Genomic DNA, 21446 nt, shown 5'->3' with positions numbered 1-21446 from the left:
CCCTGTCGCCGGTTGGATGTCCATGACATCCAACCGGCACGCAGACCATCACGACCACCGGCCACCCGGTGAACGTTTCCGGTCACAGCACTAGATGAGTAATACGACCACAGCAAGCGACAGTCACCATTCCCAGAATCCGGGCATGCTTGTATTCCACGACGGCGAATGTCCACACATGTGCTTCACTCAAACTGCGTGCCAGGCGGAAATCCTGTTTACTGCGCATCTCGATAGATCGATTGAGTTGAACGGCCTAATCACGTCGGCAGAGGGCGGTGTAGCGGGCCGCGCCAGAGTTGTTGTCCTCGGCGAGCCAGCCGTCCTGCTCGCTCGCGTCCTTTGGGCAGACATGCACCGAGGTGAGAAGCCCTTGTCTTAATTTGACATGTTCCTGGATCGCCCGACGTGGGTACGAGCCGCAGGCGCGAGACCGTTGCCGTAACAACAACGGGTTAGCCCGGAGGTGGTGTTCTTTTCTGGATTGACTTGTATTTCTGTATCCAGATTGGGTGCTAAGTTTGATACCGTTATTGGCAACAAATGGTACGTGGAGGGCTACGGATCTACGCCTGCCCCCGACGCGTCAGGCCGAGAGCGAGCCTGTAAAGGTCAGGCACTCTGTAGCGGCGTACATCGTCTTGAGTGCCTTCGTAGATCTCCAACAGACCGACTTCGAGAGCGAGATCTACACGCTCAGCAGCGGCTGGGTCCACTGCTTCGATCTCGCCCGGTTCGATCGGGGTCCTACGCAGGCTCCTCAGAGCTTCGACGACACCGTCGAGTTCTGGAAACTCCTCTTGCAAAGCTTGCAGTGCCTCGATACTGACCCTATCAAGGCTAGGCACCAGGGCCCGTGGCCTCATGATGCTGCGATCGTAACTGCTTCGCGCTTCTTCCCGCCTTTCCCATTGAACAGCCTCATGAAACAGCTGGGAAAGAGAGCGTGGCCCGTGGTCTCCTTGGCCGTCGGCTAGACGATTCCACACCCAGTTGCGTGTGAAGGTTGTCTTGCCTCCCTTCATTCGCTCACCGACCAGAACATTCCAGGCGCGGCGCACCTCATCGTCACGCCAATCGTCGACAGATGGGCCAATTCGAATTTCCGCCACCATCGCTCGGTAAATTTCGCTACGGATCGCTTGCTTCAATACTGTCTTGAAGTAGTCGTTCTGATCGCGCCACATGAGTTGAACGGAGCGCCCATAAAGATGGCTTTTGTTCTCGAATCGCAGTTGTTGCCAGATGTCCACTCGAAGCATGACTTTGAAAGAAAGCAAAGATAGATGCGCTTCCGATTCTGTCAGGAAGGTCATCAAACCCGTAACAGCACGAGTCCTTCTCTGTCGACTCTCGGCATTGTTCCCAAATCCGGTATCAAGGCCATCGAAGAGCAGCATGTGCCGGTTTTTTGCACGGGCGTTGGTGTCTCTCAGCCAGCGGGAACCCAGCAGGCCAGCCATAGGGCGGCTCATCATGTGCCTGATGACATCGAGCGTGGACAGTTCATCGTAGACGGAATCAAGAAACTCCGTCGTGAGTTCGAATCTGGCAGGCGGATCTGCCCTCTCCTCTGCAGGCAAGGCGAAGTATGCCGCAAGTGCCGTGTAGCAGGGCCAGAAGGTTGTCCACGCAGGTTCCCCGGAGAATTCCGACTCAACGAGTTCCAGAGCCTCAGAGCCAAGACTCCACTTGTAGAGTTGTCTGAAAGCGTGGGGGGAGAACACGATAACGGGATCCTCGTTTTCGCGATGCCTCTCCATCAACCAGCGAAAAACAGCTGTCTTTCCGGTTCCCTTACGGCCAATGACCAGCGGGGATCTGGCCTCAAGTGCTTGTTGCGCTACACGAGTGTGGACGAAGTCGTCAAGAAGACTAGCTTGCTGCTCTGCGGTACCGGTGGAGAAGTCGAGCTGCTCCAGTACATCGCGCTTTCGATTTCTACTTGAAGCCGATAGCGCGTACGTCTGAGGCAGCAACTGCTCTAGCCAATCTGCTACCGCTCCGTATGTTTCACGAGTTGTGACCCCGTTGACTACTTTGTCTCGAAAGGCAGTATCTGGCGAGTAGCTTACTGCGTGAGTGATTTCGTCCGCCCGAAGCGGGTCGAAACCTTCAGGACGCCGGCTCTGAGCGTCGCCAATCCACTGGTCGATCCAGGTGACTGCACGCGTAAGGACGGTTTCCGCAGAGGGCCCGGGCGGCAATGGAGAAACGATGAACCGCGGCTCGGGCGTAAGAGGAATGTCGGATGTTGCCCTACGGCTCTTGGCGGACATCAGCGCCCTGACAAGAAGCTCAGTCCCTCGCTCTGCCTGAGGGTGAGGGTAGAGGCAAATGACGGCTAGATCAGAGATATCAAACAAGAGAGGTGCGGCAATCGGTGAAATGCCCGTGCGGGAATCAAGGAGAATCAAGTCCGGCTCAAGTGCCGACTCCTTGGCCAACTGCAAGAGTTTGTGAAGGGGATTACCAGCCTCCCTGTACCAGATCTCAGGATCCAGCAAGCGAAGACGATCTGCATAGTCGCTACTAAGTTGTCCTGCGGGCAGGCAGTAAAGTTCCTCGCCCTCGTTGACTCGCAGTACGTGATCCCTGATATCGACTTCATCGCCTCTCTCTAGGGCCAAGAGGAGCGGAAGCACACCTTGATCTTCCCTAGGTTCAGGGCAGCCCAAAACAGTAGCGAGCCCTGGTGCTTCGAGATCCATGTCAATGCAAAGCAGACGGCGGCCGCGCTCAGACAGAATCCGCGCTGCTGCTGCAAGGGCAGTTGTGCGTCCTACGCCACCCCGCAAGGAATAGAATGTGACAATGGCCGGGAGCTCGATGTCTTGGTCGAGATCTGTGGCAAAAGTCAGCTCATCATCCGAGAGCTGGCGGCTCAGGACGTCATGCCACAGAGGCAACTGTTCTGTAGTCTCGCTGAATGGAGGACCGTACCATTCCTGTTCGCTGGGGGTAATCAGTTCAGCGGTTGATACAAGATTTCCCACTCCCTTAAGGAGTAGATGGCGCCGTTCTGAGTCAGCTAGTGGATTGAGCAATTCGTGGACTACTCGAACGAGATAGGATCCAAATCCATCTTCGGCAACATAAATTTGAACATCGGTCAAACCGGCGGAGCGAGCGTTATCTTCGATCTGCTGCCGGATAGATCGACTGGTCATGGCCTCGCCGGTCATCGCCTTCCTCCTCTATTGTGCGGGCGTGCGAAACGAATTCGAGAGGTCACATATGAAGATAGTTCCTGGGCTCCACGGAGGAGTTCTTCTGCCGAGGCATCGTCAGGCAATTTTGCGCTATATCTGAGACTTGTAGTCCAGGTATCCATAAATGCCTTCTTGTGGCCGCTCAGATCTTGACTTCTCAGTCCGGCCGTATCCCAAAGCCCTCGAAGATCATGCCCAGCCGATCCTGATCGAGGGAAGGGCTTTCCCATTTTATGTAGGAGGGTTTTAAGTTTGCATTCGACTACATATCCAACCAAGTAGATAGCGCCGCACATCTGGTTGTGCTCTTGCAGTAGCTTGGATTCCCGCTGGCGCGCTCGAGCTGCGTCCTCTAGCAAGATACCGTCCCCCCTACCATGATCCTTCGCAGTCTAGCGGTGATGCTGGTTGTGGCGTTCGGCTCACAACTGCTGGGCTCGGCTTATGGGAGGAGTTAAGGTCGACGCGGCGGCGATGATCTTCAAGCGCCCCCGCCATGACGTACCCCTTCCATCGCATGAGGCAACTTGCTGTACGGGCGGCGCGGAGCGAGCCGCCCATCGAGGAGGTACAGAGCTTCCTCGTCAAAGCGGCCAAGCTCTGCAACAGCGCGCGCTGGGTCGTCGCCTTGGCGCTCGGGCCGCGGCAAGGGGAGGTGCTCGGCCTGCATGGGAAGGCGTCGCACTCGACGCGGGGTACGTCCGCATCCGTAAGGACCGTCTGCTGCCCAAGTACGCCTATAGCTGCGGAGACGACCCCTGCGGTCGGAAGGCAGGCCACCCTCGGTGGGAGCAGACCTGTCGTGAGTGCCTGCTCGCGCAACTCCCTCAGCATCCGCGCCAGTTCCCACGCCTTGTCGCCGTCCGCGCTCTCGGTGTCCCCCGCCACGATCGGTCCCCACGTCGTTCGGTCCGGATTTGGTCCGGACGTCCGCCGGAAATGCCGCGTCCCGGTCTGGGCAGCCTAAACAGCCGGAGGCGGCCCGGTGGCGGTTGCCGGAAGTCCCCGACCAGCGCCCGATGGGGCCACACGAACCCCACATGGCGGTTAACACCACACTGGGGAGCCCACTATGAACGACGACCACCCCGCCACCGCCACAACCGGCAGCCCCGCGTCTGCCACTCGACGTCGCTTCGTCCGCGTCGGGCGTTTCCTCGCCGTGAGCGCGGTGCGCGGCCTGGCCACTGGGGCGAGGACCGCCGCGAGTGCGTGGGTCGTGTGGTGGATTACCCACCTCTGACCATCGCGTGAGCGTCGAGGCGGCGGTTCGAGGCGTGCGGCTGAAGCTCAGATCTACGAAGATAAATTTAGCAGTATATGTCCGAAATAAATGCAACCAGAACTGCAACCAGAAACGACGTCAGCCCGGAGCATCGAAGTGCTCCGGGCTGACGTTTTGCCTGTTGAGGCTGGCGGAGGATACGAGATTCGAACTCGTGAGGGGGTGAACCCAACACGCTTTCCAAGCGTGCGCCCTAGGCCACTAGGCGAATCCTCCGTGCGGAAGCTTACAGGAGGTCCGTGGGTGCTCGCGCACCCCTATTCGAGTGGGGGTGGGATGCAGTGAACCCCCCGTGCACCCGGCAGAGCCTCCCTATCCTTGCTGCCTTCCGGCCCTGGGGAGGTTCAGGAGGGATACCGCCGCACGGGGGGTCCGGCGCCTACAGTACCCGACTCGGGGTGGGGTTCGGGTACGGGCGGGGGTGGTGGGGGTGGTCGGGCGTTCCGCGTCTGTCGTTCGGCCCGGCTATCGTCGGGGGCGTGTCGCTCGCCCTCTACCGTCGCTATCGACCCGAGACCTACGCAGAGGTCATCGGGCAGGAGCACGTGACGGAACCCCTGATGCAGGCCCTGCGCAACAATCGCGTCAATCACGCCTACCTCTTCAGTGGGCCGCGGGGGTGTGGCAAGACCACCAGTGCGCGCATCCTCGCCCGGTGTCTCAACTGTGAGCAGGGGCCCACCCCGACGCCCTGTGGCGAGTGTCAGTCGTGTCGGGATCTGGGGCTCGGTGGGCCCGGCAGCATCGACGTGATCGAGATCGACGCCGCGTCGCACGGTGGTGTGGACGACGCGCGCGACCTGCGCGAGAAGGCGCACTTCTCGCCGGTGAGTTCGCGCTACAAGATCTACATCATCGACGAGGCGCACATGGTCACGTCGGCGGGCTTCAACGCGTTGCTCAAGGTGGTCGAGGAGCCGCCGGAGCACCTGAAGTTCATTTTTGCCACCACCGAGCCGGAGAAGGTCATCGGGACCATCCGGTCCAGGACGCACCACTATCCGTTCCGGTTGGTGCCGCCCGGCGTGCTGCGCGATCACCTGGCGTCGGTGTGCGAGGCCGAGGGGATCAAGGTCGAGCCGACCGTGCTGCCGCTGGTCGTGCGGGCGGGGGCCGGGTCGGTCCGGGACTCGATGTCGGTGATGGACCAGTTGCTGGCGGGGGCCGCCGACGACGGGGTCACCTATGCGATGGCCACCTCCCTGCTCGGATTCACCGACCGGTCGTTGCTGGACGACGTGGTCGAGGCGTTCGTCGCGCAGGACGGCGGGGCCGCGTTCGAGTTGGTCGACCGGGTGATCGAGGGGGGCTACGACCCGCGCCGGTTCGTGGCCGACCTGCTGGAGCGGCTGCGCGACCTGGTGATCCTGGCCGCGGTGCCCGACGCGGCCGACAAGGGCCTGATCGATGTGCCGGCCGATCAGTTGGCGAGGATGGTCCGGCACGCCGCCGAGTTCGGCCGGGCCGGGCTCACCCGGGCCGCGGACATCGTCAACACCGGCCTCACCGAGATGCGCGGGGCCACCGCGCCGCGGCTGCAGTTGGAGCTGATCTGCGCCCGCGTCCTGCTGCCCGCCGTGGACTCCGGTGAGCAGGGTCTGCAGACGCGCCTGGAACGCCTTGAGCGCCGCGTCTCCGTCGGCGGCCTCCCCGCCGCGCCGGCCGCGCCCGCCGGTCCGGAGCCCGCCCGCGCCGACGCGCCCGCCGCCCGACAGCAGGCCGCCGCCCCGGCGCCGCCCCAGGCTCCGCCGTCCCCCGTACAACAGCCGCAGCAGCCCCAACACCCGCAGCCCCAACACCCGCAGCCCCAACAGCCCGGCGCCTGGCCCCAGGCCCGCGCCGCCGGCTCCGGCCTGCCCCCCGCCCAGGGCCGCCCGCCGGCTCCCCCGCAGCCCCAACACCCACAGCCCCAGCAGCCCCAGGCCCAACAGCCCCCCCAGGCCCAACAGCCCACACCCCAGGCACCCCCCGCCCCCGCCGGCGACCTGACCCGCGTCCACGAGATGTGGCCGCAGATCCTCGACGCCGTCCGAGCCCGCAACCGGGTCGCCTGGATGATGCTCCAGACCGTTACCGTCGCCGGCTTCGACGGCACCACGCTCACCCTCGCGTTCGAGCAGGCCGGCACCCGCGAGGGCTTCCGCAGCAGCGGGCGCGACGAGATCGTGCGCCAGGCCGTCCTGGACGCGTTCGGGCTCGACTGGCGGATCGACTGCGTCGTCGCCGGCGAGGGCACCGCCGCCCCCACCCACCGCCCGGCCCCCGCACCGACCCCGGCCCCGATGCCCCCGGCCGACCGGCAGCCCACCGCCCCGGCCGCCCCGGCCGCCCCCGCGCCCGGCGCCTGGCCCGGCACCCCGCCGCCGGCGCCCGCGAGCACCCCCGCCCCGCCGCAGGCCCCGACCCAGGCCGCGACCCAGCCCCGCCCCGCCGCCACCACCACCCCATCGCCGCAGCCGCCCGCCCGCCCGCCCGCCCAGCAGCCCCAACAGGCCCCACCCCCGCCGCCCCCCGAACCGGACTTCGACATCCCCGAGGACTTCGGCCGCTACGACGACGAGGACCTCGCCGACGACGGCGGCCAGTCCACCCACGAACTGCTCGCCCGCGAGCTGGGCGCGACCATCATCGACGAGTCGCCGACCACCTGACCCGGCGAACCGTGCCGTCGCCGCGCGTCCGCCCCGCCCGGAGCCGTAGGCTCGACCGCAGGACGGGCACGCTGAAGCGGGCCGCCCGAGGCGGTGCGAGGCCGCGTGCGAGCGACGAAGGGTGTCCAGGTGTTTCCCGGTGGTGGCCAGCCCGACATGCAGCAGCTGCTGCAGCAGGCGCAGAAGATGCAGCAGGACCTGATGGCGGCGCAGGACGAACTCGCCCGCACCCAGGTGACCGGGAGCGCCGGTGGCGGCCTGGTGACCGCGACCGTGTCCGGGGCCGGCGAGCTGCTGGCTCTGGAGATCTCGCCGTCCGCGGTGGATCCTGAGGACACGGAGACCCTCGGCGACCTGATCGTCGCCGCGGTGCGCGACGCGAACCGTGCCGCCCTGGAGATGCAGTCCCAGCTGATGGGCCCGCTCGCCCAGGGCATGGGTGCCGGCGGCCCGCTGGGCCTGCCCGGCATGTGAGCCGGATCCGCCCGACCGAAAGCCGAACCCACCGACAAGAACCCACCGACAACGAACCCACCCACAACCAGAGCGAGCAGGGAGACGGTAGGTGTACGAAGGCGTCGTACAGGACCTCATCGACGAGCTGGGCCGACTGCCCGGTGTAGGGCCGAAGAGCGCGCAACGCATCGCCTTCCACCTCCTGGCGGCCGACCCGGCCGACGTCCGGCGCCTCGTGCACGCGCTCACCGAGGTCAAGGACAAGGTGCGGTTCTGCGTCACATGCGGCAACGTGGCGGAGTCGGAGCAGTGCCGAATCTGCCGCGATCCGCGACGCGACGTCGCGGTGATCTGCGTGGTCGAGGAGTCCAAGGATGTCGTGGCGATCGAGAAGACCCGCGAGTTCCGGGGCCGCTACCACGTGCTCGGCGGCGCGATCAGCCCGATCGAGGGTGTGGGCCCCGACGACCTGCGGATCCGTGAGCTGATGACCCGGCTCGCGGACGGCACGGTGACCGAGTTGATCCTGGCCACCGACCCGAACCTGGAAGGAGAGGCGACCGCGACGTATCTGGCTCGCCTGTGCAAGCCGATGGGTCTGCGGGTGACCCGGTTGGCCAGCGGGCTGCCGGTGGGGGGCGACCTGGAGTACGCCGACGAGGTCACGCTCGGGCGTGCCTTCGAGGGGAGACGACTGCTCGATGTCTGACGACCTGAACGAATTCACCAGTGAGATCGCCGACCAGATCGACAGCTTCGTCCTGGCCGTCACCGAGGTGGCCAAGGGCGAGGAGCCGGAGCAGGCGGTGTCGATGCTGCTCCTGGAGGTCTCGCAGCTGATGCTCGCGGGCGGCCGGCTCGGCGCGATCGCCGACGTGGTGCCCGACGACCGATTCGAACCCGACTCGGGCCCGGATCCCGACGTCGACGCGCTGCGCTCGGCGCTGTCCCGGCTGCTGGAGCCGATCGACGTCTACTACGAGGTCTTCGACCCGTACGTGCCCAAGTCCAAGCCGGTCGCCGCGCGGCTGTCCGACGACGTGGCCGACGTGGTCGCCGACCTCGCGCACGGGCTCGCCCATCACCGGGCCGGGCGCGACCGCGAGGCGCTGTGGTGGTGGCAGTTCTCGTACCTGTCCAACTGGGGCGCCACCGCGAGCGCCGTGCTGCGCGCGCTGCAGTCGGTGGTCTCGCACGCGCGGCTGGACGATCCGATCATGGAGAGTCTGGACCCGGCCGGACAGGCGCTGGCCGACGAATTGGTCGACGAACTCGCCGAACAGCTCGACGAGGCCGTGGTCCTCGGCGGCCCGCACACCTGAACACGTACACCTGAACACGCGCACAGCCGCCACACACGCACAGCCGCAACACGCCCGCGCACGGGGGGAGTCCCACCCCGGGCCCGGCGTGCGGCGGCCGCCGCTGCCACCCCGGCGCGCCGACATGGGCGTTCGGTTCCGACTGCCCGCTTAGTGATACGTACGTCTCACAATGTGAATAAAGCTTTGACCACTGTGCGGCCTAGTTAGACTGAGCCGACCGCACAGATATCAAGCGAGGAGCGCACGTGGGCCTTGTCGTGCAGAAGTACGGCGGCTCCTCCGTCGCCGATGCCGAGGGCATCAAGCGCGTGGCCAAGCGAATCGTCGACACCAAGAAGCAGGGCCACGAAGTGGTCGTGGTGGTGTCCGCGATGGGCGACACGACGGACGAGCTGATCGATCTGGCGCAGCAGGTGAGCCCCATCCCTTCCGGGCGCGAGCTCGACATGCTGCTCACCGCGGGTGAGCGGATGTCGATGGCGCTGCTGGCGATGGCGATCAAAAACCTGGGCGTCGACGCACGGTCGTTCACCGGCAGCCAAGCCGGTGTGATCACCGACGCGGTCCACAACAAAGCGCGCATCATCGATGTGACGCCGGGTCGGATCCGCTCCGCGCTCGACGAGGGCGCGATCGCGATCGTGGCCGGATTCCAGGGTGTGTCCCAGGACACCAAGGACATCACCACGCTCGGCCGCGGCGGCTCGGACACCACCGCCGTCGCGCTGGCCGCCGCCCTCGACGCCGAGGTCTGCGAGATCTACACGGACGTGGACGGCATCTTCACCGCCGACCCCCGCGTGGTGAAGAAGGCCCGGAAGATCTCCCGGATCAGCTACCAGGAGATGCTGGAGCTGGCCGCGAGCGGATCCAAGGTGCTGCACCTGCGGTGTGTGGAATACGCCCGCCGCTACGACATGCCCGTGCACGTGCGGTCGTCCTTCTCGGGACTCGTCGGCACTTGGGTGACGGATGAACCCGAAGGGGACGACATGGAGCACGCGATCATCTCCGGGGTCGCCCACGACACCAGCGAAGCGAAGATCACGGTGGTCGGGGTCCCGGACAAGCCGGGCGAGGCGGCCAAGATCTTCCGCCTGGTGGCGGACAACGAGATCAACATCGACATGATCGTGCAGAACGTCTCCGCGGCCTCCACCGGCCGCACCGACATCTCCTTCACGCTGCCGATGTCGGACGGCCAGAACGCGATGACCGCGCTGACCAAGGCCCAGGCCGAGATCGGCTTCGAGTCGCTGCGCTACGACGACCAGATCGGCAAGATCTCGCTGGTCGGCGCCGGCATGCGTTCGCACCCGGGCGTGACCGCCAAGTTCTTCGAATCGCTCACCGGCGCGGGGGTGAACATCGAGCTGATCTCGACCTCCGAGATCCGGATCTCGGTGGTCTGCCGTGCCGACGGCGTTCCGGCCGCCGTGCAGGCCGTGCACACCGCGTTCGGCCTGGACGACCAGTCCGGCGAAGCCGTCGTATACGGAGGTACCGGCCGATGACCCGCAAGGACAAGCCCACCCTGGCCGTCGTCGGCGCCACCGGCGCGGTCGGCACGGTGATGCTCGAACTGCTCTCCACCCGCCAGGATGTGTGGGGCGAGATCCGCCTGATCGCGTCGGCGCGCAGCGCGGGCAAGAAGCTCGTCGTGCGGGGCGAGGAGGTCGAGGTGATCGCGCTGAGCGAGGAGTGCTTCGACGGCGTCGACGTCGCGATGTTCGACGTGCCCGACGAGGTCTCCGCGCACTGGGCGCCGATCGCCGCGAGCAAGGGCGCGGTCGCGGTGGACAACTCCGGCGCGTTCCGGATGGACCCCGAGGTCCCGCTCGTGGTGCCCGAGGTCAACGCCGCCGCGGCGCGCGTACGGCCGCGCGGCATCATCTCCAACCCGAACTGCACGACGCTGACCATGGTCGTCGCCCTCGGCGCGCTGCACGCCGAACTGGGCCTCAAGGAGCTGGTGGTCGCCTCGTACCAGGCCGCCTCCGGCGCCGGTCAGCCCGGTGTCGACGCGCTGCGCGAGCAGATCGCCAAGGTCGCCGACAGCCGCACGCTGGGCACCCAGCCCGGCGATGTGCGCCGCGCGGTGGGCGACTTCGGCCCGTTCCCGGCGCCGCTCGCGCTCAACGTGGTGCCGTGGGCCGGCTCGCTCAAGGACGACGGCTGGTCGTCCGAGGAGCTGAAGGTCCGCAACGAGTCCCGCAAGATCCTGGGGCTGCCCGACCTCAAGGTGCACACGACCTGCGTGCGCGTCCCGGTGATCACCACGCACTCCCTCGCGGTGCACGCCGTGTTCGAGAACGAGGTGTCGGTGGCCCGGGCGCACGAGATCCTGGACGGCGCCCCCGGCGTCGTGCTGTGCGACGACCCGGAGAACGGCGAGTTCCCGACGCCGGCCGACGTGGTCGGTACCGACCCGACCTGGGTCGGCCGGGTGCGTCGTTCGATCGACGACCCGTTCGCGCTGGACATGTTCATGTGCGGGGACAACCTGCGCAAGGGCGCGGCGCTGAATACCGCCCAGATCGCCGAGGTCGTCGCCGCCGAGCTGACCGAGCGCGACTAGGGCCCGTCCGCGAACCGACGCGGCAGCCGGCGCTCCCCGGGTGGGGACGCCGGCTGCCGTGCGTGCGGGCTGCGGGTCGCGACCGCCGCCGCCACCGCGCTACGCGCCTCTCCGCCACGAACCTCTCCGTAGCGGACGTTTCCGTCACGAACCTTTCCGCAACGGACCGTCCCGTGGCGGATCTTCCCCACCCCGAGTAGCTGACTGCATGTCATCCGGCCCACTACGGTGGGCGGACGTGTGGCTGAAGCCGACGACCGTCCCCGGATCGCAGGCGCATACAACCTTCCCGGGGGGTCGGGTGTCCAACAGTCGTGGCAGAAATGGTCGTGAGGGTGGAACGGGTGCTGCGCCCGGTTCGCATGCCCGTGGTCGGCGCGCTGGAACCGGACGTTTCGGGAGCTTCCGTGTCCTCTGACGCGGGCGTCTCCATCGACGTCCTCACCGAGACCTACCGCGCGCACTATGGTTCGTTGTTGCGCTTGGCTTCCCTGTTGCTCGACGACACCGATTCGTGTGAGGACGTGGTGCAGGAGTCGTTCGTCCGGGTGCACACCGCCCGGCACCGGTTGCGCGAGGCCGACAAGACGCTGGCCTACCTGCGGCAGACCGTGGTGAACCTGTCCCGGTCGACGCTGCGGCGGCGGATCATGGGAATGCGGCTACTCTCCAAACCGGAACCGAACTCGACCAGTACCGAGGACGGTTCGCGCCACGTGGCGGAACGCGACGTGCTGGTGCGGGCGTTGCGCGAATTGCAACGGCGGCAGCGGGAAGTGATCGTGCTGCGCTATTACGCTGATCTGACAGAGGCTCAGGTGGCCGATCTGCTCGGACTGTCGGTCGGCTCGGTGAAGGCGTACGCCTCACGCGGACTGGAAGCCCTCCGGGCCCGGATGGAGACGCCGTGAAGAACGACCCGGGAACCCTCGGTCCCGACCCCGACGACCTCGCGGCAGAGGTACGCCGGCGGCTGCACCAGGCCGTGTCCGACGTGCAGCCCGCGCCGGACGCCCTCGACCGGCTGCGCGCCGCCGTGCCCGCCCGCCGCAGACAGCGTCGGATGGCCACGCTCGGCGCCGCCGGGCTGGCCGTGGCGATCCTGGTCGGCACGCCCGTCCTGCGCACCGCGGTGACCGACGGCGACGACTCAAGGTCGAATGTCGGCGGCGTCCGCCCGTCCTCGTCGTCGGTCAACGCGACCGAGCCGCTGCCGGGGCCGAGCGAGGGGGTCAGCGCGGGCCTGCCGGGCGCCGGGCAGACCCATCCCGCCTCCCACGGCAGCAGCCCCACCAGCGGGTCCGGTTCCTCGATCGCGCCCACCAGCGGGCAGAGCTCGGGCACCGGCACGGGGCAGAGCACGTCGCCGTCGTCGAGTGTGTCGCCGAGCGAGTCGGCGCCGCCGGTCAAGCCGCCGCCCGCGTGTCGGACCGTCGACATGTCCGGGGAGGAGGCGCGCCTTGGCCCGGTCCGCGCCGACGGGCTGGCGTACGGCGTGCTCCAGGTGCGCAGCAACGCGGCCAAGGACTGCGTGGTGACCGGCCCCGGCGTGGTCGTCGTGGTCTCCCCGCCCGGCAATCCGATCGTGCAGGTGACGGTGGTCCAGGCGCCGAGCCCGGACGCCGCGACCGCGCTGCCGGTGCCGTCCTCGTCCGCGCAGGGCATCACGCTGCGACCGGGGCAGGCGTACGAGTTCCAGTTCGCGTGGAAGCCGCAACCCCCGGGTGCGGACGGCACGTGTGCCGCCGACGCGCCCAAGGCGCCGGTGCCCGCGCTCGGGTACGCGCTCGCCGCCAACGACTTCAACGTGGCCAAGGTGACACTCACGCCGACGTGTGGCGGCACCGTGTACCGCACCGACATCTACCGGACCGGGGAGTACGCGCGCGTGGGGTGAGACCCGGGATCGGCCCCCGTCGGCGGACGGTTACCGTTGGGGGGTGTACCGGTTCCTGCTCCAGCCGCGCTGGCTGGTCTTCCACGTGATCGTGCTCGTCGCGGTCCCGGTGTGCGCGGCGCTGGGATTGTGGCAGTTCCACCGCTACGGCGAACACAAGCGGAGCGGGGACGGCGGCGAGAAGGTGTCGGTGGCGCCCGCGGTGCCGCTCGCCGAACTGCTGCCGCCGGGCGCCAGGGTCGAGGGCGGTGCGCGCGGCCGCGCGGTCACGGTGACCGGGAGCTATGACCCGGCGCACCAACTGGTCGTGCCGGGGCGGCGCCACGACGGGCGCACCGGGTCGTACGTGGTCACCCCGCTGCTTGTGGCCGGCGCGCCCGCGGTGGTGGTCAACCGGGGCTGGGTCGAGGGTGCGAGCGTGCCCGCGCCGCCGGCAGGCACGGTCACCGTCACCGGTCGCCTGGAGTGGTCGGAAGCCGAGCACACCTCCGACGTGGATCGGGCCACCGACCTGAAGCCGGGCCAGGTGTCCATGATCAGCACGCCCGAGCTGGTCAACGTGCTGCCCTATCCGCTCACCGACGGCTTCGTCGCGCTGACCGCGCAGACCCCGGCCGCCGACTCGGCCGCGCTGGTGCCGATGCCGCCGGCCAAGGCGTCCGGGGGCGGCGGCATTTCGGGGCGGGCGTGGCAGAACCTCGGATACACCGCGCAGTGGTTCGTGTTCGCCGGTGCCGCGGTGTTCGTGTGGTGGCGCGTGGTGCGCCGGGAGGCGGACGAGCGCGCGGAGGAGCAGGAGGCGAAGCTGCTCGCGGAGCTGGGCATCGAGGCGTGAGCGCCGTCGAGACCCGAGCGCCCGGGTGGGCCGGGTCTTGAGCGGCCCGCTGGGCCGGGTCCCGAGCGACCGGCCGGGCCGGGTCCCGACCGGCCGGCTGGCGCGGGCCGAGGTGATCGGCCCGCGCTCGCGGCGACCTACGCGGGGTTGCGCACCGGCAGGCCGATGACCCCGTCGACGAAGGCGAACTCCTGGCGCATCTGCCGGATTCGCTCCTCGACGACCAGCGAGCCGTGGCCCGCGTCGTAGCGGTAGACCTCGTGCGGCTTGCCCAGCTGTGCCAGCCGCTCGACGTAGTTCTCGATCTGCTTGATCGGGCAGCGCGGGTCGTTCTCGCCGGCGCTGATGTACACCGGCACCCGGACCTGCTCGACATAGGTCAGCGGCGAGGAGGCGGCCCAGCGCTCCGGGACCTCCTCGGGCGAGCCGCCGAGCAGCGTACGGTCCATCGCCTTCAGCACGTCCATCTCGTCGTGGTAGGCGGTGACGTAGTCCGCCACCGGCACCGCGGCCAGGCCCAGGGCCCACGCCTCGGGCTGCACGCCCAGGCCGAGCAGGGTCAGGTAGCCACCCCACGAGCCGCCGGAGAGCACGATGCGCTCCGGGTCGGCCAGGCCCGACTCGACCGCCCACGCACGGACCGCGCCGATGTCCTCCAACTCGATCAGGCCGATCCGCACCCGCAGCGCGTCGGTCCATTCCTTGCCGTAGCCGGTCGAGCCCCGGTAGTTGACCCGGACCACCGCGAAGCCGTGGTCCACCCAGGCCGCGACGTCGGCGGCGAAGTGGTCGCCGTCGTGCGCGGTGGGCCCGCCGTGGATGTTGAACACGGTCGGGAACGGGCCCTCGCCCACCGGCTTGGACACCAGCGCGTGCACCCGGCCGCCGGGGCCCTCGACCCACGCGTCGGTGACCGGGACCGACCCGGGCGGGCGTTCGCCGGGCGGGGTGAGCAGCACGCCGCCCGCGGTCGAGCGCAGTTCGGCGGGGGTCGAGCCGCTGGACCAGTGGTATTCGACGCTGCCGTCGGGTCGCGCGCCGGAGCCGCCGATGGTGCCGGGCGGGGTGTCGATCCGGGCGAGTTCGCCGCTCTGGAGGTCGTAGCGGTACAACTCGGAACGCCCGTGCTGCTCGTGGTCGACCAGCAGCGCGCGGCCGTCGGGATACCAGTCGGCGGACAGGTCGCCGGGCAGCCCGAGGTCGAGTTCGGTCTCGGTGCCGGTCAGCGGCTCCCACAGCAGCACCTCGTCCCGGCCGCGCCGCTGGTGCACGACCAGCAGGCGCTGGTCGCCGGCGACGGGGGAGAAGCCCATCGAGGACAGGTCGGAGTCCGGTCGGCCCCCTTCGGGACCGTCGTGCAGGTCGGCCACCGGCGTGCCGTCCAGGCGCAGTACGCGCAGCGACGAGCGCATCGCGTCGCCGTGCTCGTTGTGGGCGATGACCAGGTGCGTGCCGTCCTCGGACAGCCCCGACAACCAGGCCGACTCGGCGTGCCGGTACACGGTCACCGGCTCGGCGCCGGGGCGTACGACGTGGATCGAGGAGCCCTCGTCGTCGCTCATCCGGCCGACCACCACGGTGCCGTCCATGGCGAGGCCGAGCCCGCCCGGGTAGGACGGCGCCAGTCCGGGCACGGCCGGCTCGTCCGCACCGCCGTCGAACGGCTGGCGCATCCAGATCCCGAACTCGTCGCCGTCGGTGTCCGCGAACCACCAGATCCAGCGCCCGTCGGGGCTGATCCGGGCCGACGCGGTGCCGTTGGGCCGGTCGGTCACCCGGCGCTGCTCGCCGGTGACGCGGTCCCACGCGTACACCTCGAACGTGCCGGAGGCGTTGGAGACGAAGACGGACTTCGCGGGCGCGTGGTCGGCCCAGCGCGGCAGGCTGATCCGAGCCGCCCGGTAGCGACGTTCCCAGGCGGGGATGGTCGGCGCGGGCTCGGCGATCGACGGTGTGGTCTCGACGGTATCGGCGGCGGTGTTCTCGGGAGCGGGCATATCGCAATTCAACTACGACCGGCCCCGGTTGTGTTCCGTCACCGTACGAAGCGCCCCGTCACCCTCCGGAGTGGCCCGAGCCGCCCCGCCCCGCGCGACACCGCTTCGCCCCGAGCAGCCGCGCATACGCAGGCCGCGCCGCGAAGTCGGCAAACCCCCAGATCGCGGGCCGTCCCACCTCTCGACACAAATGCAACACCCGCCCGTGCCCCAGAAACACCCCGACATGCGCGCCATAACCCGGCGCCCGATCCGGTCGCGGCCCACCATCGAACAACAACAGATCCAGGGGCGCGAACTCGACGACCCGCCGAGTCACCTCCTCGGCCCACAACTCCGAAGACCGCAACGGCGGCACGTAAAGCCCGTAATGACCAAGAAACGCATACGCATACAACTGACAGTTGGCCCCACCGCCCAAATCCCCCGCCGCAACCGCCTCGGGATGACGGGCATACACGTAGGCAACATCCCGAAACCGAACCGGCAGATCACCCACCGACGAACAACCGTCGAGAGCAGCAGCATCGGACACACCCAAGATCCAACCCCACCCACCCCATGACGTCCACCCCATTCGCCCCCGGGACGAGCCCCACCACCCGCGAAGTCCCATCACCGCAGCGGGTGCAAGCAAGACGCATCAGGGGCCGTATCGAATCTCTCCGATACGGCCCCTGACGGTGGTCGCGTGTGCCCCAGACGCCCGTGACGGCACTCACGCCGGTGCGGTCTCATCGGTTCCTCCGCCCGCCGTCGCTCCTCTGGGTGCCGGTCCGCGTGCTACGCCACCCCGCCACCCCCTTGTCCGGTCCGCCGGCTCCGGAAACGCCGCAAGCGGGCCGGGGGTTCCCCGACCCGCTTCCTCTTGGGCGCCTTCTGTCCTCCCCACCCCGCTTTTGCAGCGGGTGCGGTTCAGGCTGGTTGCCGCAGCGCCTGGGCTTTACTCAAGTTCGTCAAACATCTCGGCCTCGTAGGCCCGTTGCGCTGTCGGACAGACCGGCTTCCGAAGCCGACCGCGTAGGAGATAGGCCGACTGCGGGGCCGGCCGGGAGGTGGGGCGGGGCCGCTGGGGGCGCCGGGGCGGCACCGTTGCCTTGGCCCGCCGGCTCTGTGTGGGGCGGCTGATGCTGTGCTGGACGGGCTTCTGCTGCCTGGGTTTCATTGATTCTCCCTGTTTGGGTGTTCTATTGCTCAACATCCGGATTTGCCATTGTTGGGCGCGTTCGGGGCTCGCAGGTCGCCGTATTCAGGCGCACGTGCCAGGGGATCCCGGTGATCTGCCGGAGCGCTCGGAGTGAGGTGATCGCAGCGTGGCAGATCGGCCGAGGAATTGCCAAGCTGCAAGCGTTAGTCGAACGTTAATGGGCGCTCGACGTTCCGTGGCATGCTTTCCAGTGCCGGCCGATGCAGCCGCTAGCGGCGCACTGTCGCGGGAATTGGAGGTTAACGATCATGGAATTTCGAGTATTGGGGCCGGTGGTTGCCCTGCGGGCGGGGCTGCCGGTCAGGATGAAGTCAGCGAAAGCTCTCGAACTCCTCGCCGTTCTGCTGCTGTCGCCCGGTCACCGTGCCTCTCATGCCAGTGTCACGCGCTACCTGTGGCCCGGTGAGGATTCGAACGCCAATCGAATTCGCCAGTGCTTTCATCAATTGCGGCAATCTGTGCCAGGTATCGACCGGCAGAACGAGCGAGGTTTTTGCCAAATCCCTGCCGATTCGCAGAGCATCGACTACGTCCGTTTCCAGGAATTACGGCGCGCTGCGGATGCCGTGGACAGCGCGTCGGCTCGGCTCAAGGCACTTCGGTCCGCGCTCGGCGAGTGGCGGGGAACGCCCCTGGAGGACTTGCCCGGCGAAGGCTTCGAACAGAAGCGGGCCGAACTAACTGCCGAACTGTTGGAGGTCACGGCCGCTTGCGTCTTCGCAGAGCTGGAGTGTGGGGAGGCCCGTGCCGCGCTCGATCGGGCCGGGTCGGCGCTGGCCCGCTGGCCGGAGAGCGAGACCCTGCTCGAGCTCAACGTACGTGCCTTGCGCGCCCTCGGCAGGCAGGACCAGGTCGAGCCGCTGCTCGCTCGCTGGGAGCGCCGGTTCGGCCGGCCCACCGTCCATCTGCTGCTCGTCGGTGAGGCGGAGGGAAAAGGAAGCGGAGCAATGCCCGGCGCCCCACTCGCGCCGGCCCGTTTGAGGCCCCGGCAGCTTCCCTCCCAGCCCGTCGACCTCGTGGGCCGTCAATCGCAGCTCGACCTCCTCACGGAAACTCTCTTGGGGCGAACAGCCGGCCGGAGTCGGGTTGCCGCGCTCACTGGTATGCCGGGTGTCGGGAAGTCTTTCCTCGCCGTGCGGGCAGCGGTCCGGGTCGAACCGAGCTTCCCGGGCGGGATCCTCTACGCCGACCTCGGCGGATTTTCGCCAGGGGAGCCGGAGCAACATGGTCCTGTCCTGGCCAGATTCCTGAACGATCTCGGAGTGCGCCCCGCGACTCCGACGCTGGACGGCATGGTCTCCGCCTACCGGACCGCACTCGCGGACCGCACGGTACTGCTGATCCTGGACAACGCGCGCGACGAGGAGCATGTCCGCCTGCTGCTCCCCGGACCAGGAGCCAGCGCGGCGATCGTCACCAGTCGCCGCCAGTTGCACGGGCTGGCGATCAGGGAGGGAGCCGAGCTCGTGGACCTTGCTCCGCTGGGTCGGCAGGACGCCACCGAGCTGCTGCGGACACGGCTGGGGGAGGACCGGATGCGCACAGCCGTCCCGTTCATCGGTGACCTGGTCGAGCACTGCGCCGGCATGCCCCTGGCCCTGGGAATCATGGCTGCGCGGATTGCGCAGCGCCCGCCCCAGGCACTCGCGGGTATGGTCCGTGAACTGCGGCAGGAGAGCACCAGGCTGCGTTCCCTCGATCTGGGCTCGGAAAACCTGAGTGTCCGCCTGTCGTTGGAGACGTCCCACAAGCTGCTGCCGGCGCCGGCAGCAGGGCTCCTCTGGCAACTGGCAGTTCACCCGGGGCCGACGGTCAGCTGGGCGGCGCTGCGGGCGCTTGAACCGGACAACGCCGTCGGAGTCAACGACGCGATCGACGACCTGATGCGGATGAGCCTGGTGACCGAGCCGATTTTCGAACGCTACTCCCTGCACGACTTGGTCCGCGTCTACGCCGGCGAACTGGCGGACCGGCAGGACGAAACCGAGCGGGCCCGGCTCGTGGAGCGGATGCTGTTTTTCCTGCTGCACAACGCCTGGGCCTGCGACCGCAAGCTGGATCCGGGCCGCCGGCTACCGATCGGCGAACCGCTGGGCATGGACGTCGTTGCTCCGTCCCATGCGGCGGATGCAATGTCCTGGTTCGAGGCCGAGTACTCCACCCTGGCGGCCGCGGTCAGGTTGGCCGAGGAGCGCGGACTCGACCGCTACACGTGGTTACTGCCAATGACTTTAGTGACCTTTCAGTGGCGCTCCGGCCGCAACTTGGACGCGCTCAAGTACCTGACCAGCGCACTCGCAGCAGCCAGGCGGGAGGGCGGCCCGCCAGACGTGGCGATGGTCCACCGGATGCTCGCCGGTACCCACCGGGGCCTTGGTGATCTTGCGCAGGCGACGCGAGAACTGCGATGCGCGGTACGGGTGAGCGAGGACAACGGTGACATCCCGGGTAGCGCCTTGGGCCGTCACATCCTTGGTGTCCTGCTGCGCGAGAGCGGCGCACCGGGCGAAGCGCTGGAGCACTTCACCGCCGCCCTGTCCGCCTTCGAGCAACTCGACGACCTGCTCGGTCGAGGAGCCGCGTTGAACGGGATCGGAAGTGCTCGCTACGACCTGGCCGAGTACGACGAGGGCCTTGAGTATTGCCTGCAGTCGCTGACCCTGCTGGACACCACGGACGATCTGAACGGTAGGGCGCATGCGCTGTTCAGCCTGGGCCGGATCCGAGTGGTACTGGGAGAGCACGAGGCCGCCATCGCTGACTTCGAGCGTGCCCGGGACCTGTACCGGTCGCTGACCTACGGAAGCCGGGAGGCCAAGGCGCTGGTCTGGCTCGGGGACGCGCTTCGCGGCGCCGCCCGGCCCCGGGAAGCCGAGGAGGTGATCAAGCGAGCTCGAGCCTTGCTGGGAGACATGGGTGAGAGCGACCTCGACGCGGCCGTCGAGCGGTTGAGATACGTGCCGTGACGACGATCCAGTGGTGTGCCTCCCATGAGCGGGTCACGGCACCGCCAGTCCGAGACGGTATGGGGCCGTGGGATCGGGGCGAGTCGCTTTCGGGGAGGCGGGCGAGCCGGCTGCGGGCAGCATCGGCTGCAGGAGCCGCAGCACTTCCGCGACTCCGTTGGGTCGCTCTCGCGGGTCGACGGACACCATGGCGAGCCCCAGGCTACGGAGCGTTTCGGGCATCTCGGCCCGAAAATCCTTCGGGAAGGCCGAGGCCCTGTCGTCGAGCGGGCGCTCCAAGCCGCTGTATGGCAGCCGGGCGGCAACCATCTCGAACAGCAGCACGCCGAGGGCGAAGACGTCGGCTTGTGGAGTGAGCGCCACGGTCCGGTCGTACTGCTCCGGCGCGGCATAGCCGGGACTACCACCGGGATAGGCGTTGAGTTCCCCGGCCATGACGGAGATGCCGACGTCCAACAGTCGGACCCGGCCGTCAGGTTGAAGCATCGTGTTGTTCGGCGTGACGTCGCGGTGGACATATTCCTTGGCATGGAGCCCACCGAGAATCTCGCAAAGCTGCCCGATGGCCGATAGCGCCGCTGCTGCCGGGACAGGCTGGTGCGCGCTGATCCACGAAGCAACGGTGACACCATCGATCAATTCCATGACCAGGAATCGACGGTTGCTTATGCCGAAGGATCCCTTGTCGAAGACGCGAGGAATTCCCGGAACATCCAGCACGACACCGAGGCGATCGTACTCCTGTTCGATGAGTCTGCCGTCGTCTACATAGGTTTCAGGTGATTCGAAGGTCTGGGCGCGCTGGAATTTGATCGCCACGTCCCGCTTGAATCCTTCGTCCCATGCGACGAAAATTTCGCCCTCGGCGCCTTCGCCGATCTTTCGTTTCACTAGGTAACGGTTATTGACGAGCGTACCGGGAAGCAACGCAATCGCTCCGTGTGGAAAAGAAATGCCCGGCCGGTTCAACCAAGTACCCCGGGAGGTAGAGAAGTGAGGTCATTATGACAGAGAGTTGGCCACCCGAAGGTCTCGTC

14 protein-coding genes, 1 tRNA gene and 1 other RNA gene are annotated in these 21446 nt (G+C 67.6%); 10 read left to right on the top strand and 6 right to left on the bottom strand.

All coding sequences use genetic code 11. The annotated features are described in order from the left end of the window. Positions 1-566 precede the first annotated feature (566 nt). The 3 genes from ACH4XV_RS41110 to ffs form a co-directional block, all read right to left on the bottom strand. Positions 567-3185 (bottom strand): KGGVGR-motif variant AAA ATPase, encoded by a 2619-nt coding sequence (locus ACH4XV_RS41110; protein ID WP_395798484.1) that lies wholly within the window; start codon positions 3183-3185, stop codon positions 567-569. Between the two features lie 1440 nt (positions 3186-4625). After that, positions 4626-4713, bottom strand: a tRNA-Ser gene (locus tag ACH4XV_RS41105). A gap of 61 nt (positions 4714-4774) precedes the next feature. Further along, positions 4775-4874: signal recognition particle sRNA small type (gene ffs / locus ACH4XV_RS41100), an RNA gene on the bottom strand. Between the two features lie 102 nt (positions 4875-4976). On the opposite strand from ffs, the gene ACH4XV_RS41095 reads away from it, so the two are divergent. From ACH4XV_RS41095 to ACH4XV_RS41055, 9 genes are all read left to right on the top strand, one after another. Further along, positions 4977-7148, top strand: coding sequence for a DNA polymerase III subunit gamma and tau (locus tag ACH4XV_RS41095; protein WP_395798482.1), 2172 nt, complete (start codon positions 4977-4979; stop codon positions 7146-7148). 129 nt (positions 7149-7277) lie between these two features. Further along, the gene (locus tag ACH4XV_RS41090) at positions 7278-7622 is read left to right on the top strand and encodes a YbaB/EbfC family nucleoid-associated protein (protein WP_078976477.1); all 345 of its coding nucleotides are present in this window, start codon (positions 7278-7280) and stop codon (positions 7620-7622) included. Positions 7623-7713: 91 nt separating this feature from the next. Continuing rightward, complete coding sequence (recR, locus tag ACH4XV_RS41085) at positions 7714-8313, top strand: recombination mediator RecR (RefSeq protein WP_379998800.1); 600 nt, start codon at positions 7714-7716, stop codon at positions 8311-8313. Next, positions 8306-8926: a DUF5063 domain-containing protein gene (locus ACH4XV_RS41080; RefSeq protein WP_395798480.1), complete on the top strand. Its 621-nt coding sequence runs from the start codon at positions 8306-8308 to the stop codon at positions 8924-8926. Before recR ends, ACH4XV_RS41080 begins: the two co-directional genes overlap by 8 nt. A 248-nt stretch (positions 8927-9174) precedes the next feature. Continuing rightward, positions 9175-10443 carry an aspartate kinase gene (locus ACH4XV_RS41075; RefSeq protein ID WP_126639165.1) on the top strand — a complete coding sequence of 423 codons (1269 nt, stop codon included), beginning with the start codon at positions 9175-9177 and terminating at the stop codon, positions 10441-10443. After that, complete coding sequence (locus ACH4XV_RS41070; RefSeq protein WP_395798478.1) at positions 10440-11507, top strand: aspartate-semialdehyde dehydrogenase; 1068 nt, start codon at positions 10440-10442, stop codon at positions 11505-11507. Before ACH4XV_RS41075 ends, ACH4XV_RS41070 begins: the two co-directional genes overlap by 4 nt. A 323-nt stretch (positions 11508-11830) precedes the next feature. Then, positions 11831-12418 (top strand): SigE family RNA polymerase sigma factor, encoded by a 588-nt coding sequence (locus ACH4XV_RS41065; RefSeq protein WP_395798476.1) that lies wholly within the window; start codon positions 11831-11833, stop codon positions 12416-12418. Further along, a complete protein-coding gene (locus ACH4XV_RS41060) occupies positions 12415-13404 on the top strand; it encodes a hypothetical protein (RefSeq protein WP_395798474.1) in 990 nt (329 codons plus the stop codon). The genes ACH4XV_RS41065 and ACH4XV_RS41060 overlap by 4 nt, the downstream gene beginning before the upstream one ends. Before the next feature lie 43 nt (positions 13405-13447). Then, positions 13448-14239: an SURF1 family protein gene (locus ACH4XV_RS41055; protein ID WP_395798473.1), complete on the top strand. Its 792-nt coding sequence runs from the start codon at positions 13448-13450 to the stop codon at positions 14237-14239. 137 nt (positions 14240-14376) lie between these two features. Here ACH4XV_RS41055 and ACH4XV_RS41050 read toward each other — a convergent pair whose 3' ends face one another. After that, positions 14377-16236, bottom strand: coding sequence for a prolyl oligopeptidase family serine peptidase (locus ACH4XV_RS41050; RefSeq protein WP_395798471.1), 1860 nt, complete (start codon positions 16234-16236; stop codon positions 14377-14379). 58 nt (positions 16237-16294) lie between these two features. Next, complete coding sequence (locus tag ACH4XV_RS41045) at positions 16295-16771, bottom strand: cell wall hydrolase (protein WP_395798469.1); 477 nt, start codon at positions 16769-16771, stop codon at positions 16295-16297. 920 nt (positions 16772-17691) lie between these two features. Here ACH4XV_RS41045 and ACH4XV_RS41040 point away from each other — a divergent pair. Beyond that, complete coding sequence (locus ACH4XV_RS41040) at positions 17692-20409, top strand: ATP-binding protein (protein WP_395798467.1); 2718 nt, start codon at positions 17692-17694, stop codon at positions 20407-20409. Between the two features lie 33 nt (positions 20410-20442). On the opposite strand, the gene ACH4XV_RS41035 is transcribed toward ACH4XV_RS41040, so the two are convergent. Next, positions 20443-21300, bottom strand: coding sequence for a serine/threonine-protein kinase (locus tag ACH4XV_RS41035; RefSeq protein WP_395798465.1), 858 nt, complete (start codon positions 21298-21300; stop codon positions 20443-20445). Positions 21301-21446 lie beyond the last annotated feature (146 nt).

Origin of the sequence: Embleya sp. NPDC020630, assembly GCF_044334985.1 — a bacterium.
Classification (GTDB): Bacteria; Actinomycetota; Actinomycetes; order Streptomycetales; family Streptomycetaceae; genus Embleya.
The sequence above is the reverse complement of the archived record's forward strand: the minus strand, read 5'-3'. Positions and strand labels throughout refer to the sequence as shown.